Source organism: Bacillus sp. FJAT-29814 (assembly GCF_001510715.1).
Taxonomy (GTDB): Bacteria; Bacillota; Bacilli; order Bacillales; family Cytobacillaceae; genus Neobacillus.
This window is the reverse complement of record NZ_LMTJ01000005.1, coordinates 140,360-156,912: the sequence shown is the minus strand read 5'-3', so window position 1 is coordinate 156,912 and position 16,553 is coordinate 140,360. Positions and strand designations below refer to the sequence as shown.

The window sequence follows — 16,553 nt, the reverse complement described above, 5'->3', positions numbered from 1 at the left end:
TGACTAGACAACCTCCTAATTAAAGATTTCAGAAACAATTATTCCATGTTTTTGATTAACTCATCTGCGAACTCGGAAGTTTTCACTTCTGTTGCGCCTTCCATTAAGCGGGCGAAGTCGTAAGTAACAACTTTAGATGCAATCGTTTTTTCAACAGACTTAATGACCATTTTAGCTGCTTCATTCCAGCCAAGGTGTTCAAGCATTAATACACCAGATAAAATAACCGATGAAGGATTAACTTTATCAAGGCCAGCGTATTTTGGTGCTGTACCGTGTGTTGCTTCGAAAATAGCATGGCCGGTTTCATAGTTGATGTTTGCCCCTGGAGCAATACCAATTCCCCCTACCTGTGCAGCAAGTGCATCTGAAATGTAGTCACCGTTTAAGTTCATTGTTGCAACAACATCAAACTCACGTGGACGAGTAAGGATTTGCTGTAAGAAGATATCAGCAATTGCATCCTTTACGATGATTTTGCCAGCTGCTTCAGCATCAGCTTGCGCTTTGTTCGCTGCTTCTGTGCCTTGTTCAGCTTTAATGCGGTCATATTGAGCCCAAGTGAATACTTGATCGCCGAATTCTTTTTCAGCAAGCTCGTATCCCCAGTTTTTAAATGCACCTTCAGTAAATTTCATGATATTACCTTTATGCACTAGTGTTAATGATTTGCGGCCTTCTTTAATAGCATAATTAATGGCAGCACGTACTAGGCGGCTTGTTCCTTCTTCAGAAACAGGCTTAATTCCGATACCAGAAGTTTCAGGGAATCTGATTTTATTAACGCCCAATTCAGTTTGCAAGAAGTTAATAAGCTTATTAACTGCCTCTGACCCTTTTTCATATTCGATACCTGCATAAATATCTTCAGTATTTTCACGGAAGATCACCATATCAGTATCCTGTGGACGTTTAACAGGTGAAGGAACACCTTCAAACCATCTTACAGGGCGAAGGCAAACAAATAGATCTAGTTCTTGACGTAAAGCAACGTTCAAAGAACGAATTCCGCCGCCAACAGGTGTTGTTAACGGGCCTTTAATAGCAATCAAATATTCATTGATGACATCAAGAGTTTCTTGTGGAAGCCATTCACCTGTTTGATTGAAAGCTTTTTCTCCAGCTAAAACTTCTTTCCAAACTATTTTACGCTCGCCTTTATAAGCTTTTTCAACCGCTGCATTTAAGACTCTCTCAGAAGCAGCCCAAATATCTGGCCCGATCCCATCTCCTTCAATGAATGGGATAACTGGGTTGTTAGGAACGTTTAATACTCCATTTGTTACTGTGATTTTTTCTCCTTGCATAAAACTACCCCTCCTAGTATGTAAATCGTAGAAATATCAAAAGGCTGAAGCAAAGGTTAGAGGATAGTAACCCCTAACCTTTAACATCCAATCTTATTGAATCAATTTTTCGGAAAAAAGTAAAATATTATCCTCTTTGTTCAATAGGAACATATTTTTGCATGCCTGGACCGGTATACTCCGCGCGTGGACGGATAAGCCGGTTGTTTTCAAATTGCTCCAGGATATGGGCAAGCCAACCGGAAACGCGGCTTACAGCAAAAATTGGTGTCATTAGGTCATGGTCCACTCCCAAGCTATGGTAAACGGATGCCGAATAGAAATCAACGTTTGGCGGCAATTTCTTTTCGCCGGTCACAATGCTTTCAATCTTCACCGACATATCATACCAGTGCGGTTCGCCTGTCAGCTCGGTTAATTTTTTGGACATAGCTTTTAAATGCTTCGCACGCGGATCGCCCTGACGATAGACGCGGTGACCGAAGCCCATGATTTTTTCCTTCTTTTCAAGCTTGCCGCGAACATATGGATCCACATTATCAAGGGTGCCGATTTCCTTCAGCATTTTCATAACAGCTTCGTTGGCTCCACCGTGAAGAGGGCCCTTTAACGCGCCGATTGCTGCCGTTACACCAGAATATACATCAGATAAAGTAGCTACACAAACACGTGCGGTGAAAGTCGAAGCGTTTAATTCGTGGTCGGCGTGAAGCACGAGCGCCTTATCAATCGCCTCAACAGCAACCGCATCCGGCTCTTTTCCCGTTAACATGTAAAGGAAATTGGCAGCAAAGCTTAGGTCCTGTCTAGGTGCAACAGGCTCAAGTCCTTTTCTGATTCGGGCGAACGCTGCCACAATGGAAGGCATTTTCGCTTGCAGACGGATTGCCTTTCGATAGTTGGCTTCCGCATCCATTACATCTGCTTCGTCATCGTACAACCCCAGTAAAGAAACTGCTGAGCGGAGCGCTGCCATTGGATGTACTGTGTGAATCGGAAACAGCTTGAAATGTTCAATCACTTCCTGCGGGAGAGTGGCATTTTCAGCAAGCTGCTGCTTTAGTTCTGCCAATTGCTCAGCATTTGGAAGCTTAAGGTGCCACAATAAATAAACTACCTCTTCAAAGCTAGCATTTTCAGCTAAATCATCAATGTCATACCCAACATAAGTAAGCGTATCATCAATGATTGAACTGATCGAGGATGTTGTTGCTACTACCCCTTCAAGACCGCGAGTTACTGTCATCATAAATCTCTCCTTTATTTTCTAAAATTCCCCATTACCCAACTAAAAAAGTGATACTTCTGCGGACAAGCCGACAATTGATCTTGAAAGAAAGGGCATTGAAATATTTTCGAAGACTTATATTTCTTAAATATATAGTTTGACTGAGCGTTTGCTCAGCCAACCATAATTTGTATGCCCTTTCATTCACAGGAATAAATAATCCTTCACATGAAATACAGTATTCATATAGGGTTTATGTAAAAAACGAGATACTTACATGCCTATTATAAACAATAATCAGATTTTTGTGAATGAAATAGAACTGAAAATAGTAAAAAAATATTATTTTAAAAAAAATCAACTAAAAAAACTAAATAGTTTCATCCCGGCGTAAGCAATCCCGGCACCAATTAATGGACCGACGGCAACCCCTTTAAAAATGGACACCGAAAGAATGGTGCCTAGAACCAAGGCAACAGTGATTTGGGGATCTTCGCCTAAAAGTTTAACGCCACCTTTTGCCAATAGCGCCACCAGCATCCCGGAAATGAGGGCCACCCAAGCATATGGGGATTTAAAGGCCGCCATTAAGTCTTTAAAACCAATTTCCCCGCTGGCAATCGGCGCCAACACAGCGATGGTTATGATGGTAACACCCCAATTGATACCCTTTGCTTGAATAAAAGAAAAGAACTTGGCATCAAGTCCAAGAAGTTTCAGGAAAAACAAAACGCCGATAGATACCATTAACGAGCTGTTTTTTGCTATAAAACCGATAACCAATAGCAAAACCAAGAATAATATCGACTCACTGATCATTTTATAAGCACACCTTTTCGAAAGCTATTTTAGCATAACAACATTAAAATATAGAAAGCTTTTAACTCGAAGCTCGTTTTTTTATCAAGGGGCGAAACTTTTTTCGCCAGGACCGCCAAAATTATTATCTTCTCTCCAATGTGGAAGATTATGCAGTATTATTAATAAAATGGTAAGATATAGTTACCGATTTTAATTGGGAGGTTTTGTATTGAATCTCAAATACATATATAGGACAATCAGGTTTTTAATAGTGATTGGTGCAGTCGTTCTGGGTCTCCTTTCCTTTTATTACCTTTCAAAGGTTACCTATCCTTTTTTAATTGGGCTAATAATAGCTTTTATCATTAACCCGATCGTAAATTTATTGGAAACAAAAGCCAAAATGCCGCGGGTACTTTCGGTGCTTGTTGCACTTGTCCTTATTTTTGCCATTTTCGCCGGGTTAATTACTTTGCTCATTGTGGAGATTGTTTCGGGAGCAAATTATTTGGCAAAAGTAATTCCACAGCATCTTAATACATTGATTACCTTCTTGGAAAATTACTTTACATCCCTATACAATCAACTTTATAGTGTATTTAATAAACTCGAAGCGGGACAAAAAGATACAATTATTAATAATATCCAAAATATCGGCACCAAGATTGGAAGTACAGTGGGCAACTTCATACAAGATTTAGTCGGAAGTATACCCAATATTATTTCATGGTTTCCCAATGCCGCAACTGTCCTAATTTTTTCGTTATTGGCCACCTTCTTTATCAGCAAAGACTGGTATCGCTTGCAGCGACTAGGCAGCAAATTGGTGCCTGAAAAAGCAAGAACGAGCGGAAAAACAGTGTTTGCCGATTTAAAGATGGCGTTATTTGGTTTTATTAAAGCCCAACTGACCCTAATTTCAATTACAACCGTGATCATTCTGATTGGCTTGTTAATTCTAAGAGTTGACTATGCGATTACCATTGCCCTGTTAACGGGTATCGTCGACATCATTCCCTATTTGGGTACCGGCGCCGTATTTGTACCATGGATTATATACGAAGTAATCAGCGGCGATATGGGATTGGCCATTGGCCTCGGTGTTTTGTACGTCATTGTCCTTGTACAACGGCAAATAATGGAGCCTAAAATTCTATCTTCCAATATCGGCCTTGACCCATTGGCGACTCTAATCGCATTATTTGTCGGATTTAAATTAATCGGTTTCCTTGGATTGATCATCGGGCCGGTTACACTCGTAATCATCAGCACTTTATACCGCGCAAATGTTTTTCATGATATTTGGCAGTTTATCAAAGGTAAATAAATGAAAACTCGCCGATTGGCGAGTCCGTTAGGACGATGACAGAGGCGTAGTTGAATTTATGCGTGCGAAGCTGAGATGAAAAAATTGGGGAAATTTTATAATTCCTTATTAGCTAAGCATAAAAAAACGTCAGCCAAGCTAGGCTGACGTTTTTTATTATAGTACACTGGCGTGACCGTTATAAATAGTTCCTCTTGTTGCATCGACCGTTACCTCTTGCCCATCTTTAAATAACGCCAATGCATTTTCAACTCCCACAATTACCGGAATACCGAGGCTCAAGCCTACAACCGCCGCATGGCTGGTCAATCCGCCTTCCTCCGTAATCAGAGCAGCGCACTTTTCAATTGCCGCAACCATTTCGCGGTCCGACCCAATTGTTACAAGGATTGAACCTGATTTTGTTTTTTCAATGGCTTCCTGCGCATTGCGTGCAGTCACGACCCTGCCAAAAGCAGATTTCCGTCCAATTCCCTGCGCCTTTGCAAGGATATCGCCGACGATATGAATCTTCATCAAATTGGTGGTTCCAGCCTCACCGACCGGAACACCGGCAGTAATCACCACTAAATCCCCGTGCTGGACAATCCCACTGTTCAAGCCTTCCTCAATGGCTATTTCAACCATTTCATCCGTTGTTTGGGCAACTCGTCCTAATTGCGGGTAGACGCCCCAAACTAAAGATAAGCGGCGGCACACTTCTTCGTTGGCTGTGACCGCGACAATGGAGGCTTTTGGGCGATACTTCGAAATCATTCTTGCGGTGTGGCCGCTTTCTGTCGGCGTAATGATGGACTTCACGTCTAAATTCAATGCGGTATGAGCTACCGACTGACAAATTGCGTCTGTAACGTTATGCTCAGTATTCTTGCTCCGGTTGGATAAAATCTCCTTATGTTCAAGAGCCTGCTCCGCTCTCAAGGCAATATTATGCATTGTTTGGACTGCTTCAACAGGATATTGGCCGGCAGCTGTTTCACCGGATAACATGATGGCATCTGTTCCATCAAAGATGGCATTTGCCACGTCACTTGCTTCGGCTCTAGTAGGTCTAGGGTTCCGCTGCATTGAATCAAGCATCTGTGTTGCAGTAATGACAGGCTTCCCAAAGGCATTACATTTTTTAATCAGCATTTTTTGTACAAGCGGCACTTCTTCCGCAGGGATTTCCACGCCCAAATCACCACGCGCCACCATTAGGCCGTCCGAAACCTCAAGAATTTCGTCGATATTGTCAACGCCTTCCTGATTTTCGATTTTAGGAATGATTTGGATATGGGCCGCATTGTTTTCCTCTAACAATTGACGAATTTCTAAGACATCTTTAGCACGGCGAACAAATGAGGCTGCGACAAAATCAACGCCTTGCTCAATACCAAACAGGATATCCTTTTTATCCTTTTCGGTGATGCCCGGTAAATTTACTGAAACACCGGGAACATTACACCCTTTTTTGTTTTTTAACGTTCCGCTATTTAAAATTTTAGTATGAATTTCATTTGCGGCATGATCCACTTTTAAGACTTCGAGACCGATTAAACCATCGTCTAAAAGAATTTTCGAGCCAACATGAACATCCTCAATTAAACCAGGATATGTAACGGAAAACTTTTCTGTTGTTCCTTCGACTTCTGTCATGGAGACAATGATATTGTCCCCTGCCTTAAGTTCAATAGCCCCGTTTGCCATGTTATGTGTGCGAATTTCCGGTCCTTTTGTGTCCAGAAGAATAGCAGCGTTTTTTCCTATTTGCGCGGCTGCCTCACGAATATTTCTAATTCTTGCCCCATGCTCCTCAAAATCTCCATGAGAAAAATTTAAGCGGGCCACATTCATTCCCGATGTCAGCAATTGTGATAATTTCTCCACGCTCTCACTTGCGGGACCAATCGTACATACTATTTTTGTTTTTCGCAACATGATTTTCCTCCATTTAATATGCCGGACCCGACATTTTCTTGTTGAATACTTTAAATAGATAATTCCTGTGAAAGTTTATAAAGGTCCAAATCTAACTTATGTTTTCTGCTAAGCGCCTCAATGATATCATAATCCACCAGGCGATTATTCTCCAACCCTACAGCCCGGCCGCCCTTGCCTTCAATTAAAAGCTCAACAGCCCGTGCCCCAAGCCTGCTAGCTAAAACCCTGTCGGCTGCCGTTGGAGAACCGCCGCGTTGCATATGGCCTAATACGGACACTCTCGTATCAAAGTTAGTGGATTCTTGAAGCAGTTTGCCAAACTCAACTCCGCTAGTGACGCCTTCAGCCACAATAATGATGCTATGCTTTTTACCGCGCTCCTGACCCTTGCGCAATCGATCGGCGATATCATTCAAATCATAGTTTTCTTCAGGAATGAGGATGGTTTCTGCCCCTCCTGCAAGCCCAGCACAAAGGGCAATATCGCCGGCATCTCTTCCCATTACCTCGATAACAAAAGTTCGTTCATGTGATGTGGCTGTATCGCGAATTTTATCGATTGCATCAATCACAGTATTTAATGCTGTATCAAAGCCAATGGTTATATCTGTCCCTGGGATATCATTATCAATTGTCCCCGGCACGCCGACGCAAGGAAAACCCTGTTCTGTCAATGCCTTTGCGCCCCTATAGGAACCGTCTCCGCCAATGACGACAAGACCCTCAATACCGAGTGCCTTTAATTGTTGGATTCCTTTTTGCTGTCCCTCTTTTGTCTTAAATTCAGGGCAGCGAGCAGACTGAAGCATTGTGCCGCCACGATGGATAATATCGCCTACAGACCCTAGCTCTAGCTTTTTTATGTTTCCGGAGATTAATCCTGCATAACCTCCGTAGATGCCATAAACTTCAACATTATGAAAAATTGCTTTCCTTACAACTGCACGAATGGCCGGATTCATTCCCGGTGAATCCCCGCCGCTTGTCAGTACACCGATTTTTTTCATGATCATCACCTCAGTACTGTAATGAGAAACCTAAAAGAAAATGACGGGAAGGACAATTGTATGTATCAATTTATAATTCCTTCTCCTATTATTTACATAAAGTCATTGAATATTAATAAAATAACATGAAGAAATCCCTATAACAACTGAATCACATCGTTTAAACCAATAGACGAAATAATTAGTAAACTGCAACCGTTTTACTTCACAATGACAGCGATATCATTGTCTAATTTGTGAATTTCTGATGGAAGTGCGATTGGCCTTGCTAAATGAAAAACGCGCCCGGCAAGAGCACGTTCTTCTTTAATTTACACTAATTAAATCATTAATTAAGCCATATTCGCCGATTGTCCGGAATCGATTGTATCGGTCAGCGATTAATTCCTCTTCGGAAAGGTGCAAAAGCTCTTTGAGGCTAGCAGTCAGAATTTTTTCAATTTCCTCTGCCTGCTTCTTTACATCCTTATGAGCGCCGCCCTTAATTTCAGGAATGATTTCATCAATAACTCCTAATCCCTTTAGATCAGGGGCGGTAATTTTCATCGTTTCCGCGGCAGTTTTTGCATGTGCGGCATCCTTCCACAATATGGCCGCAGCTCCCTCAGGCGAAATAACTGAGTACGTGGAGTTTTCCAGCATATAAATCCGGTTGCCTACTCCAAGAGCAAGGGCCCCGCCGCTTCCGCCTTCACCAATGACAATGCAAATTACCGGTACATGCAACCCGGCCATTTCAAATAGATTTCGGGCAATTGCTTCACTTTGTCCGCGTTCTTCAGCAGCCTTTCCGGGGTAAGCGCCCTTAGTATCGATGAAACAGATAATTGGACGACGAAATTTGTCCGCCTGTTTCATTAACCTAAGCGCCTTTCTATATCCTTCCGGGTGCGGCATGCCGAAATTCCTGCGAATATTTTCTTTTGTGTCTTTGCCGCGCTGATGGCCAATCACCGTCACCGGCAACCCTTTAAATTTAGCGATGCCGCCGACAATGGCTTCGTCGTCCCCAAACGTACGATCCCCATGGCATTCAAAAAAGTTTTCAAACAGGAAGGAAATATAATCAAGCGTTGTCGGCCTGTCAGGATGCCTTGCGATTTGAACCCGATCCCAGGGCTTGATATTTTCATAGATATCTTCTTCAAGTTTTGCCAGTCTGCCCTCTAATTTCTGGATCTCTGAACTTAAATCTACATCGGCATTTTGGGTAAACTCTTTTAATTCGGTTATTTTTTTTCTTAATTCAATGATTGGTCGTTCAAATTCCAATTCTACTGCCATGTGATCTCACCTCTTGGCTGATGAATATCAAGAATATCGGTAATCTTTTCAACTAGGTCAAGCCGTGAAATAATCGCATCCAGCTGGCCGTGCTTTAACAGAAACTCCGCCGTTTGAAAATCCTCCGGCAATTTTTCGCGAATGGATTGTTCAATGACTCTCCGGCCGGCAAAGCCGATTAATGCACCTGGCTCAGCAAAGTTGAAGTCACCCAATGATGCGAAGCTCGCAGAAACGCCTCCGGTTGTCGGATGGGTCATAATCGAGATGATTAACCCGCCATGATTGCTAAATTTCTTTAAGGCAACACTTGTCTTCGCCATTTGCATTAGGCTTAGTGCCCCTTCTTGCATTCTCGCGCCGCCTGATGCAGTAAAAATGATGAACGGCACGGAAAGTTCATCGGCTTTTTCAATCGCCAGGGTAATTTTTTCCCCGACAACCGATCCCATACTTCCCATCCGAAAGGTAGAATCCATAATCGCCGCAACAATTTTGTGACCGCCCACTGTTCCAATCCCGGTTACCACAGCTTCATTCAGACTGGTTTTCTGGCGGTCAGCTTCAAGTTTCTTCAAGTAATCCGGGAATTGCAGCGGATTTCCTGAAATCATGTTTTCATTTAGTTCTTGAAAGCTTCCTTCATCAATAAAACTGGCAATCCGTTCTTTCGAATTCATTGGAAAATGGTGTTCGCAATGTAAACATACTTTTACATTTTTCGAAAGTTCTTTCGTATACATGATCTTTTTACAAGATGGACATTTTGTCATAATACCTTCGGGAACATCATTTTTCGCCGCTTCGGTAGGAATGGTTGCATACTTTTTCTTCTTCACCTGGTTTTTTGTAAACAAATCTTTAAGCGCCAAAAATTATACCTCCCTTAATGCCACTGGCAGATGGCATGTTTCCCCATTTTTCGCTCTACTCAGCAGTCTTTCTATCCACATTAAATCCCATACCTTTTAACCGCTAAAAAGTGGTCAGACCACTACGAGATTAAAAATGCCCTTCATGGGCTTGTACAGATTCCAATATAAATGAACAACAATTCAAAATGTGTTAGTATTTGTCGTCAATCAATAGACAAATTTCGTAATTTACAATAGGCAGAAAGCGTTTTTTGTTCATTTTTTTCTGCCAGTGCTTTAACCAAAAGAAAATAGTCTCTTCGATCATACTGAACAGGGTTTCCTATTAAAGCATTATAATAGTCCTTTAGGATTCCCCATATGCGTGAAAACAAATGGTTTTCGGCACCTTGTACAATCCGGCAGAAAAAGTCGTCATCGTGGAATTGTGCGGTTTCCGACAGCCATTTTTCCATACTATTTATCATGGCATCATCCATTTTTTTAACCGCCAGTCGCAGACAATCCATTTCTAACAGATATTTTGTTTCATATACATCACTTTTTGCTTTTTCATCCTGCAAAATGAACGTGCTTAGCAGCTGCACCAGCTGGTGGCCGTGAAAGTCACGGATAAAGGTTCCTTCCCCCCGCCTGGTTTCAATCAATCCAAGCAGTTCGAGCGCCCTTAATGCTTCACGAACGGAAGAGCGCCCGACATTCAGGCGCTCAGATAATTCACGTTCAGATGGGATTTTATCTCCTTGCATTAATCCGTCAGCTGCAATCATTTCTCTTAGCTGCTTGACGATTTCCAAGTAAACTTTTGAATTAGCCAATTACTTAATCACTCACTTTTTCCAATTAGAGCGAGCCGCTTGGTTTTTTCTTTAATTTCCTCAGGGTCGACCTTAATTCTGGCAACGCCTGTTTCCATCGCCGCCTTAGCAACGGCTGCTGCTACATTTGGAGCAACCCTCGGGTCAAATGGTCCCGGTATGACATAATCGGCATTCAATTCCTCGTCACTGATTAAACCTGCAATAGCTTCCACCGCAGCAATTTTCATTTTTTCATTAATATGTGTTGCCCGAACATCTAGTGCGCCACGGAATATGCCAGGGAATGCCAAAACATTATTTACCTGATTTGGAAAGTCGGAACGCCCTGTCCCTACCACTTTTGCTCCCGCTTCTTTTGCCACGTCCGGCATAATTTCCGGATCAGGATTTGCCATCGCAAAAATGATCGGATCCGGATTCATGGATTCAACCATTTCTTTTGTTAGGGCACCAGCAACAGACACACCAATAAATACATCGGCACCTTTGATAACATCCGCAAGGCTTCCCTCAATACTATCTCGATTGGTATACTTTGCCACTTCAGCCTTGACTTCGTTCATGCCAGTCGGGCGGCCTTCATAAATGGCACCCTTCGTATCGCACATGATGATGTCTCTAACACCGTAGCTGTATAATAATTTGATAATCGCAATCCCAGCAGCTCCTGCACCGTTGGCGACCACTTTAATTTCTGTCAGCTTTTTCCCTGTTAGCTTTAGGGCATTGACAAGGCCTGCCGCGGTTACAATCGCCGTTCCATGCTGATCATCATGGAATACTGGAATATTCGTCTCTTTCTTTAATCTTTCCTCAATAACAAAGCAATTTGGGGCGGCAATATCTTCAAGATTCACCCCGCCAAATGTTGGTTCAAGGAGCTTAACTGTTTCAATAATTTTTTCGACATCGGTCGTGTTTAAACAAATGGGAAAAGCGTCTACACCAGCAAAGCTTTTAAATAAAACTGACTTTCCCTCCATGACCGGCAGTGCAGCCTCTGGCCCTATATTGCCAAGACCGAGCACAGCTGTCCCATCGGAAACAACAGCAACCATGTTGCCTTTCATTGTATAGTCGTAGACTGTTTCCGGCTTCTCATAAATATCCTTGCATGGCTCGGCCACACCAGGAGAATAGGCCAAGCTTAAATCATGTGCGTTTCTGACTGGCACCTTTGATTTCGACTCCAACTTTCCTTTGTTAATACGATGCATATGCAATGCTTCTTCTCGTAAAGTCAAGATTGGTCACCCCTTGAATGAATAGAAAGATAAATAATCGCGAATAAAAAACTTGGTGGTCAGACCACACACGTCTCTTTAACACTATAACATATCTTCGATAGTTGTAAAGAATTAATCTTTAAGAACAACGTTTTGAAAGCCTAGGAATTGCCTTAAGGACTGGAGCAGCGATTGTGTTGGATTCACCTTGACTGCATCCCCAAGCCGCACCGTTTTTCTGGTTTCTTCATAGTGGAGGACAACACTTGCAGCCCCCTTATTTTCCCTCAACAATTGATGGATATGCTGCAGTGTTAGTTCATCCTGTTTATCTTTCACAATTTTCAAATATAGTACCGGCTGCGTTTTTGATTTGCTTGTTAACCACTGTTGTATTTCAAATACCTGCTGAATAATAAACTGTAGCTTATCATGGCGTTCCTCAACTTTCCCTTCAAGAAGCGCGAATTTCCCTTGTGATAAAAGTGGCATGAACCTCCTGTATACATCCGGGAAGGCAATCGCCTCTATTTCGCCGCTTGAGTCGCTGACCGTCAAAAAGGCCATTGCTTCGCCCTTTTTTGTTCGAATCGTTTTTTGGGCAGCGATATAGATCCCTGTTGAAACCCTTCGCCCATCCTTATTTAATTGATACAAAGGCTGTGCCCCGCATCTGGCAAGTTCTTTTTCGTATATCGAAATAGGATGGTCGGAAAGATAGAAGCCGAGTGCTTCCTTTTCAAAAGTCAGTTTCATCTCCTGGCTAATCGGGTCGATCATTACATATTTTGGTTTAGGGATCAATTCATCTTCAAATAAATCGATTTGACTCGAGTCATCCGGCTTAAAAATTTGCGCATGCTCGATTGCGACATCCAGGCTGGCCAAAAGAACGGCCCGGTCCTGGCCAAATTCATCAAAGCTGCCGGAATGAATCAGGTTCTCCATCGTTTTTCGATTGACCGCCTTAGATGAAACCCGAATGCAAAAATCAAAAAGATCGGCAAATTTTTTTAGTTTCCGGGTTTGAAAAATTTCCTTCAATGCCGCAGCGCCAACACCCCTAATAGCCGCCAAGCTGTAACGAATTTTATCGCCTTCCACCTGGAAGGAAAACCCGCTTTTGTTAATGGACGGTGGCAATATGTCAATATCCATTTGCTTTGCTTCCAAAATATACTGAGCAATTTTTGTATCATTTCCAATGGCCGATGTCAGCAGCCCGGCCATAAAATGCAACTGGTAATTCGCTTTTAAGTAAGCGAGCTGGTAGGCAATCATACTGTATGCCACCGCATGGCTGCGATTAAAGCCGTAATTCGCAAAGCGGACAATTAAATCATAAACCTCATTCGCCAGGGTCTGGTCATAACCTTTCTTTATTGAGCCTTGGACGAAGTGAGCCCGCTCTTTATCCAAAACTTCCTTTTGCTTTTTCGAAACCGCTCTTCTTAACAGGTCTGCTTCTCCAAGTGTGAATCCCGCCATCTTTGACGCAATCTGGATGATTTGCTCCTGATAGACAATGACTCCATACGTATTCTCGAGAATGGGCTGCAAATCAGGGTGGGGATAATGAACTGCCTCGCGACCATGTTTCCTGTCAATAAAAAGCGGAATATTTTCCATCGGTCCCGGCCGGTACAAGGCATTTACAGCAACAATATCCTCAAACCGCGATGGCTTTAGCCGGACCAGTACCTTTCTCATCCCTTCCGATTCCAATTGGAATATTCCGGTTGTATCCCCTCTGGCCAATAATTCAAAAGTGCTAGCGTCATCAAGGGGAATAGAACGGATGTCAATCCTTGCTCCACTGTGGCGATAAACTGAGGACAGGATGGTTTCAAGCAAGGTTAAATTTCTAAGACCGAGAAAGTCCATTTTCAAAAGGCCCAGTTCCTCAAGATATTCCATGGTATACTGCGTCAAATAAATGTTGTTCGAGCCCTGCTGAATGGGAATCAAGTCAACTAAAGGCTTCTCGCTAATCACAACACCGGCGGCATGGGTCGAAGTGTGTCTAGGAAGACCCTCGAGCTTTAATGCTGTATCGAAAAGCCTTTTGTTAAGGTCCGACTCATTTATATACCTTCGAAGACCCTCGGATTCATTAAAGGCTGTCTCTAATGTTAAGCCAGGACGTGAGGGTACCTGCCTTGACAACTGCTCCAATTCCTTCGTATTAAGTCCGAACGCCCTGCCGACGTCCCTTAGTGCCGCCTTTGCGGCAAGCGTTCCAAAAGTGGCAATTTGGGCAACATGGAGCTCACCGTATTTGCGTGCAACATACTCAATCACTTCGTCACGCCGATGGTCAGGAAAATCAATATCAATATCGGGCATCGAGATCCGTTCGGGGTTTAAAAACCGTTCAAATAACAGGTTATGTTCCAGCGGATCGACGTCGGTTATATATAAAACATAGGCAACCAGCGAGCCGGCCGCCGAGCCCCTGCCCGGTCCGGTCAAAATCCCGTGTTCACGGGCATATTTCATAAAATCCCAAACAATTAAAAAATAATTGCTAAATTTCATTCGTTTAATCACGGACAATTCATAGGCAAGGCGCTCGATGTAGGCCTGTGCAGGATTTTGAAAGCGCTCGGCAAGTCCTTTTTGGCAAAGCTTCTCGAGAAATTCATCGGCAGGAATCCCATTTTCTGTCGGATAGGTCGGTAGGTACGTCTTATTCAAGTCAATATTGATCTCGCATCTTTCCGCAATAGTAATAGTATTTTCCAGCGCATCCGGCACTTCCGCTAAGCAGTCCGCCATTTCACCTGCCGTTTTTAAATAAAATTGGTCGCTCCCCAGTTGTTCGCGATGATCATCCTGCAATTTATCTCCATTTTTAATTGCCAACAGGCATTCATGGGCAAATGTATCTTCTTTCTCCAAATAGTAAACCCGATTGGTTGCCACCAATGAAATATGCAATTCTTTGGATAACGCAATTAATTGATCCGCAATGGCAGTCTCTTGTTCCAGTTGATGATTTTGAAGGGACAGGAAAAAGCTTTCCCTGCCAAACAGATTGGAATATTTTAAGATGAATTCTTTGGCAGCATCCAACTGCCCATTGAGGATGGCCTGTTCAATTTCCCCCTCAATCCCCGGGGTGATGGCAATAAGACCCGCCGCATAATGTTTTAGCCATTTAAACGGGATGCCTTTTTCGGCCTTTGTTTGGAACGCACTGGATATTTTTAATAGATTTTTAAAACCTGCGTCGTTTTCAGCAAGAAGGACAAGCGGAAAAGCTTCATTTTCTGTCCGCTCACTCGCCACATCCACGGTAAGGCCGATGATCGGTTTAATATTTTGCTTTTTACATAGCTTATAAAACTCGATTGTCCCGTACATCACATTTCGGTCAGTCAGCGCCAGAGCGCGGAATCCCTTATCCCGGGCATTTCCCACCAATTCCGGCACCGATGCCGTGCTTGACAATAAACTATACGCGCTATATACATGCAGGTGAATAAAAGACATGCTTGTCACACCTTTACACTTTTCTCAATTTCTATTATAGGGGTTTAGAGCAAAAAAGGAAAATATGTTCTCATTTTGTTGACTCATATTTGAGTGGGGTTGTCCATATAAATGGTAGTAGTGCATTCCATAATAAAGGCGGTAGAAAAAATGAAAGAACTAGGCTTTTTCCCGGCATTTATAGAAAGCTATTTTATTGCTTTAGGCGTTGTTCTTGGGGGGGCGCTGATTGGGGGAATTGCCTCTTTTTTAACTGGACAGCCCCCGCTTACTACAGTCTATCGCTTATCTTCTGCCCTTAGGATATGGGCAATTGTGGCAGCCATCGGCGGCACGTTCGATACTGTTTATACTTTTGAACGCGGTTTCTTAAACGCCGAGACAAAGGATCTATTTAAGCATTTTTTATTAATACTGTCCGCCTTGGGCGGGGCTCAAACCGGGGCTTTAATTATTAATTGGCTGACCCAGGAGCATATTGCATCATGAGAATTCCGCCTTATTACCGCATCCCCTCCTGGCAGCGTTTTTTTTCAGCGATGGCAATTGGCGGAGCGATCAGCTGGTGCATTTTCTTATATATCTTTGGTGTCTGGCAGGAGGAAAATTCCAAACTTATTCAAACTCAGCGGGAAGAAATCAGCGAATTGAAGGACGAAATCAAAATTTGGCAGGAGGATTATGCAAACCTAAATCAAGAAAACCTTGAAAAGATTACGGTGCAAAAAATCAACATCAAAATAACCAACTCCGAAAAGTATCGGCTTGACGACTTCAGTGTGTTTCAAGCGGAGGAAGCGGTCAGGGATGATATCAAAACAGTGCTGGCAAAGGATTTGGAAACCGTCGCAAAAAGTAAGGACATGCTAAAAAAAATCATCGAAAACAAGCCGATCACCTTAAACGACAAGCGCTATAAGTTCAAGGTAAAAGAAATGGTCATCTATACCACACTAACGATCCAGCTCGAATTACAGTTTGATGAATAAGAGGCTGCCTTGAGTACGGAAAGGTCGAAGATAAGGGATGTATGCTACCGAACCTCTGTTTTTTTGGGGCGACAGGTCGAATAAAAGGGCTATATGTTACCGGACCGTTGTTTTTCTCGGGCGTTGAGTCGCATAGAGGAGCTATATGCTACCGGACCGTTGTTTTTTTCGAGCGTTGAGTAGCATAGAGGAGTCAAGTCCATTCTTTTGTGTAAAAGTGTCAATAATGTTTTTCAACCAATTAATAAATTTATTAATAAATGGTGTTAG

13 protein-coding genes are annotated in these 16,553 nt (G+C 42.8%); 3 read left to right on the top strand and 10 right to left on the bottom strand.

The features are described from left to right. Window positions 1–38: 38 nt before the first annotated feature. The 3 genes from icd to AR334_RS13150 all read right to left on the bottom strand — a co-directional run bounded on the left by icd (window position 39) and on the right by AR334_RS13150 (window position 3,354). Window positions 39–1,307 carry an NADP-dependent isocitrate dehydrogenase gene (gene icd, locus AR334_RS13160; protein WP_066311314.1) on the bottom strand — a complete coding sequence of 423 codons (1,269 nt, stop codon included), beginning with the start codon at window positions 1,305–1,307 and terminating at the stop codon, window positions 39–41. Window positions 1,308–1,434: 127 nt separating this feature from the next. After that, on the bottom strand, window positions 1,435–2,553 hold the full coding sequence (citZ, locus tag AR334_RS13155) for a citrate synthase (protein ID WP_066311311.1): 1,119 nt from the start codon (window positions 2,551–2,553) through the stop codon (window positions 1,435–1,437). 339 nt (window positions 2,554–2,892) lie between these two features. Beyond that, a complete protein-coding gene (locus AR334_RS13150) occupies window positions 2,893–3,354 on the bottom strand; it encodes a DUF441 domain-containing protein (protein ID WP_066311307.1) in 462 nt (153 codons plus the stop codon). A 211-nt stretch (window positions 3,355–3,565) separates the two neighbouring features. Here AR334_RS13150 and ytvI point away from each other — a divergent pair, with 211 nt between their 5' ends. After that, window positions 3,566–4,663: a sporulation integral membrane protein YtvI gene (gene ytvI / locus AR334_RS13145; RefSeq protein ID WP_066311303.1), complete on the top strand. Its 1,098-nt coding sequence runs from the start codon at window positions 3,566–3,568 to the stop codon at window positions 4,661–4,663. 156 nt (window positions 4,664–4,819) lie between these two features. Here ytvI and pyk read toward each other — a convergent pair whose 3' ends face one another. From pyk to dnaE, 7 genes are all read right to left on the bottom strand, one after another. Next, complete coding sequence (pyk, locus tag AR334_RS13140) at window positions 4,820–6,580, bottom strand: pyruvate kinase (RefSeq protein WP_066313817.1); 1,761 nt, start codon at window positions 6,578–6,580, stop codon at window positions 4,820–4,822. Between the two features lie 53 nt (window positions 6,581–6,633). Continuing rightward, on the bottom strand, window positions 6,634–7,593 hold the full coding sequence (gene pfkA / locus AR334_RS13135; RefSeq protein WP_066311300.1) for a 6-phosphofructokinase: 960 nt from the start codon (window positions 7,591–7,593) through the stop codon (window positions 6,634–6,636). Window positions 7,594–7,899: 306 nt separating this feature from the next. Next, on the bottom strand, window positions 7,900–8,877 hold the full coding sequence (gene accA, locus AR334_RS13130; protein ID WP_066311297.1) for an acetyl-CoA carboxylase carboxyl transferase subunit alpha: 978 nt from the start codon (window positions 8,875–8,877) through the stop codon (window positions 7,900–7,902). Further along, entirely contained in the window at window positions 8,868–9,749 is an 882-nt protein-coding gene (gene accD / locus AR334_RS13125) for an acetyl-CoA carboxylase, carboxyltransferase subunit beta (protein WP_066311294.1), read from the bottom strand. The genes accA and accD overlap by 10 nt, the downstream gene beginning before the upstream one ends. Before the next feature lie 206 nt (window positions 9,750–9,955). After that, window positions 9,956–10,522 carry a FadR/GntR family transcriptional regulator gene (locus AR334_RS13120; RefSeq protein ID WP_066313807.1) on the bottom strand — a complete coding sequence of 189 codons (567 nt, stop codon included), beginning with the start codon at window positions 10,520–10,522 and terminating at the stop codon, window positions 9,956–9,958. 56 nt (window positions 10,523–10,578) lie between these two features. After that, window positions 10,579–11,817 carry an NADP-dependent malic enzyme gene (locus AR334_RS13115; RefSeq protein ID WP_066311291.1) on the bottom strand — a complete coding sequence of 413 codons (1,239 nt, stop codon included), beginning with the start codon at window positions 11,815–11,817 and terminating at the stop codon, window positions 10,579–10,581. A gap of 114 nt (window positions 11,818–11,931) precedes the next feature. Beyond that, window positions 11,932–15,294, bottom strand: coding sequence for a DNA polymerase III subunit alpha (gene dnaE / locus AR334_RS13110; RefSeq protein WP_066311286.1), 3,363 nt, complete (start codon window positions 15,292–15,294; stop codon window positions 11,932–11,934). Window positions 15,295–15,444: 150 nt separating this feature from the next. On the opposite strand from dnaE, the gene AR334_RS13105 reads away from it, so the two are divergent. After that, on the top strand, window positions 15,445–15,783 hold the full coding sequence (locus AR334_RS13105; protein ID WP_066311283.1) for a YtrH family sporulation protein: 339 nt from the start codon (window positions 15,445–15,447) through the stop codon (window positions 15,781–15,783). Continuing rightward, the gene (gene ytrI / locus AR334_RS13100; RefSeq protein WP_066311280.1) at window positions 15,780–16,283 is read left to right on the top strand and encodes a sporulation membrane protein YtrI; all 504 of its coding nucleotides are present in this window, start codon (window positions 15,780–15,782) and stop codon (window positions 16,281–16,283) included. Before AR334_RS13105 ends, ytrI begins: the two co-directional genes overlap by 4 nt. The last annotated feature ends 270 nt before the right edge of the window (window positions 16,284–16,553 follow it).

What these genes read in the sequence shown, in the direction of transcription:
- pfkA (WP_066311300.1), bottom strand. Translation starts at nt 7,593, where the DNA reads ATGAAAAAAATCGGTGTACTGACAAGCGGCGGGGATTCACCGGGAATG.
- ytrI (WP_066311280.1), top strand. Translation starts at nt 15,780, where the DNA reads ATGAGAATTCCGCCTTATTACCGCATCCCCTCCTGGCAGCGTTTTTTT.
- accA (WP_066311297.1), bottom strand. Translation starts at nt 8,877, where the DNA reads ATGGCAGTAGAATTGGAATTTGAACGACCAATCATTGAATTAAGAAAA.
- AR334_RS13150 (WP_066311307.1), bottom strand. Translation starts at nt 3,354, where the DNA reads ATGATCAGTGAGTCGATATTATTCTTGGTTTTGCTATTGGTTATCGGT.
- AR334_RS13105 (WP_066311283.1), top strand. Translation starts at nt 15,445, where the DNA reads ATGAAAGAACTAGGCTTTTTCCCGGCATTTATAGAAAGCTATTTTATT.
- dnaE (WP_066311286.1), bottom strand. Translation starts at nt 15,294, where the DNA reads ATGTCTTTTATTCACCTGCATGTATATAGCGCGTATAGTTTATTGTCA.
- citZ (WP_066311311.1), bottom strand. Translation starts at nt 2,553, where the DNA reads ATGACAGTAACTCGCGGTCTTGAAGGGGTAGTAGCAACAACATCCTCG.
- icd (WP_066311314.1), bottom strand. Translation starts at nt 1,307, where the DNA reads ATGCAAGGAGAAAAAATCACAGTAACAAATGGAGTATTAAACGTTCCT.
- AR334_RS13120 (WP_066313807.1), bottom strand. Translation starts at nt 10,522, where the DNA reads ATGATTGCAGCTGACGGATTAATGCAAGGAGATAAAATCCCATCTGAA.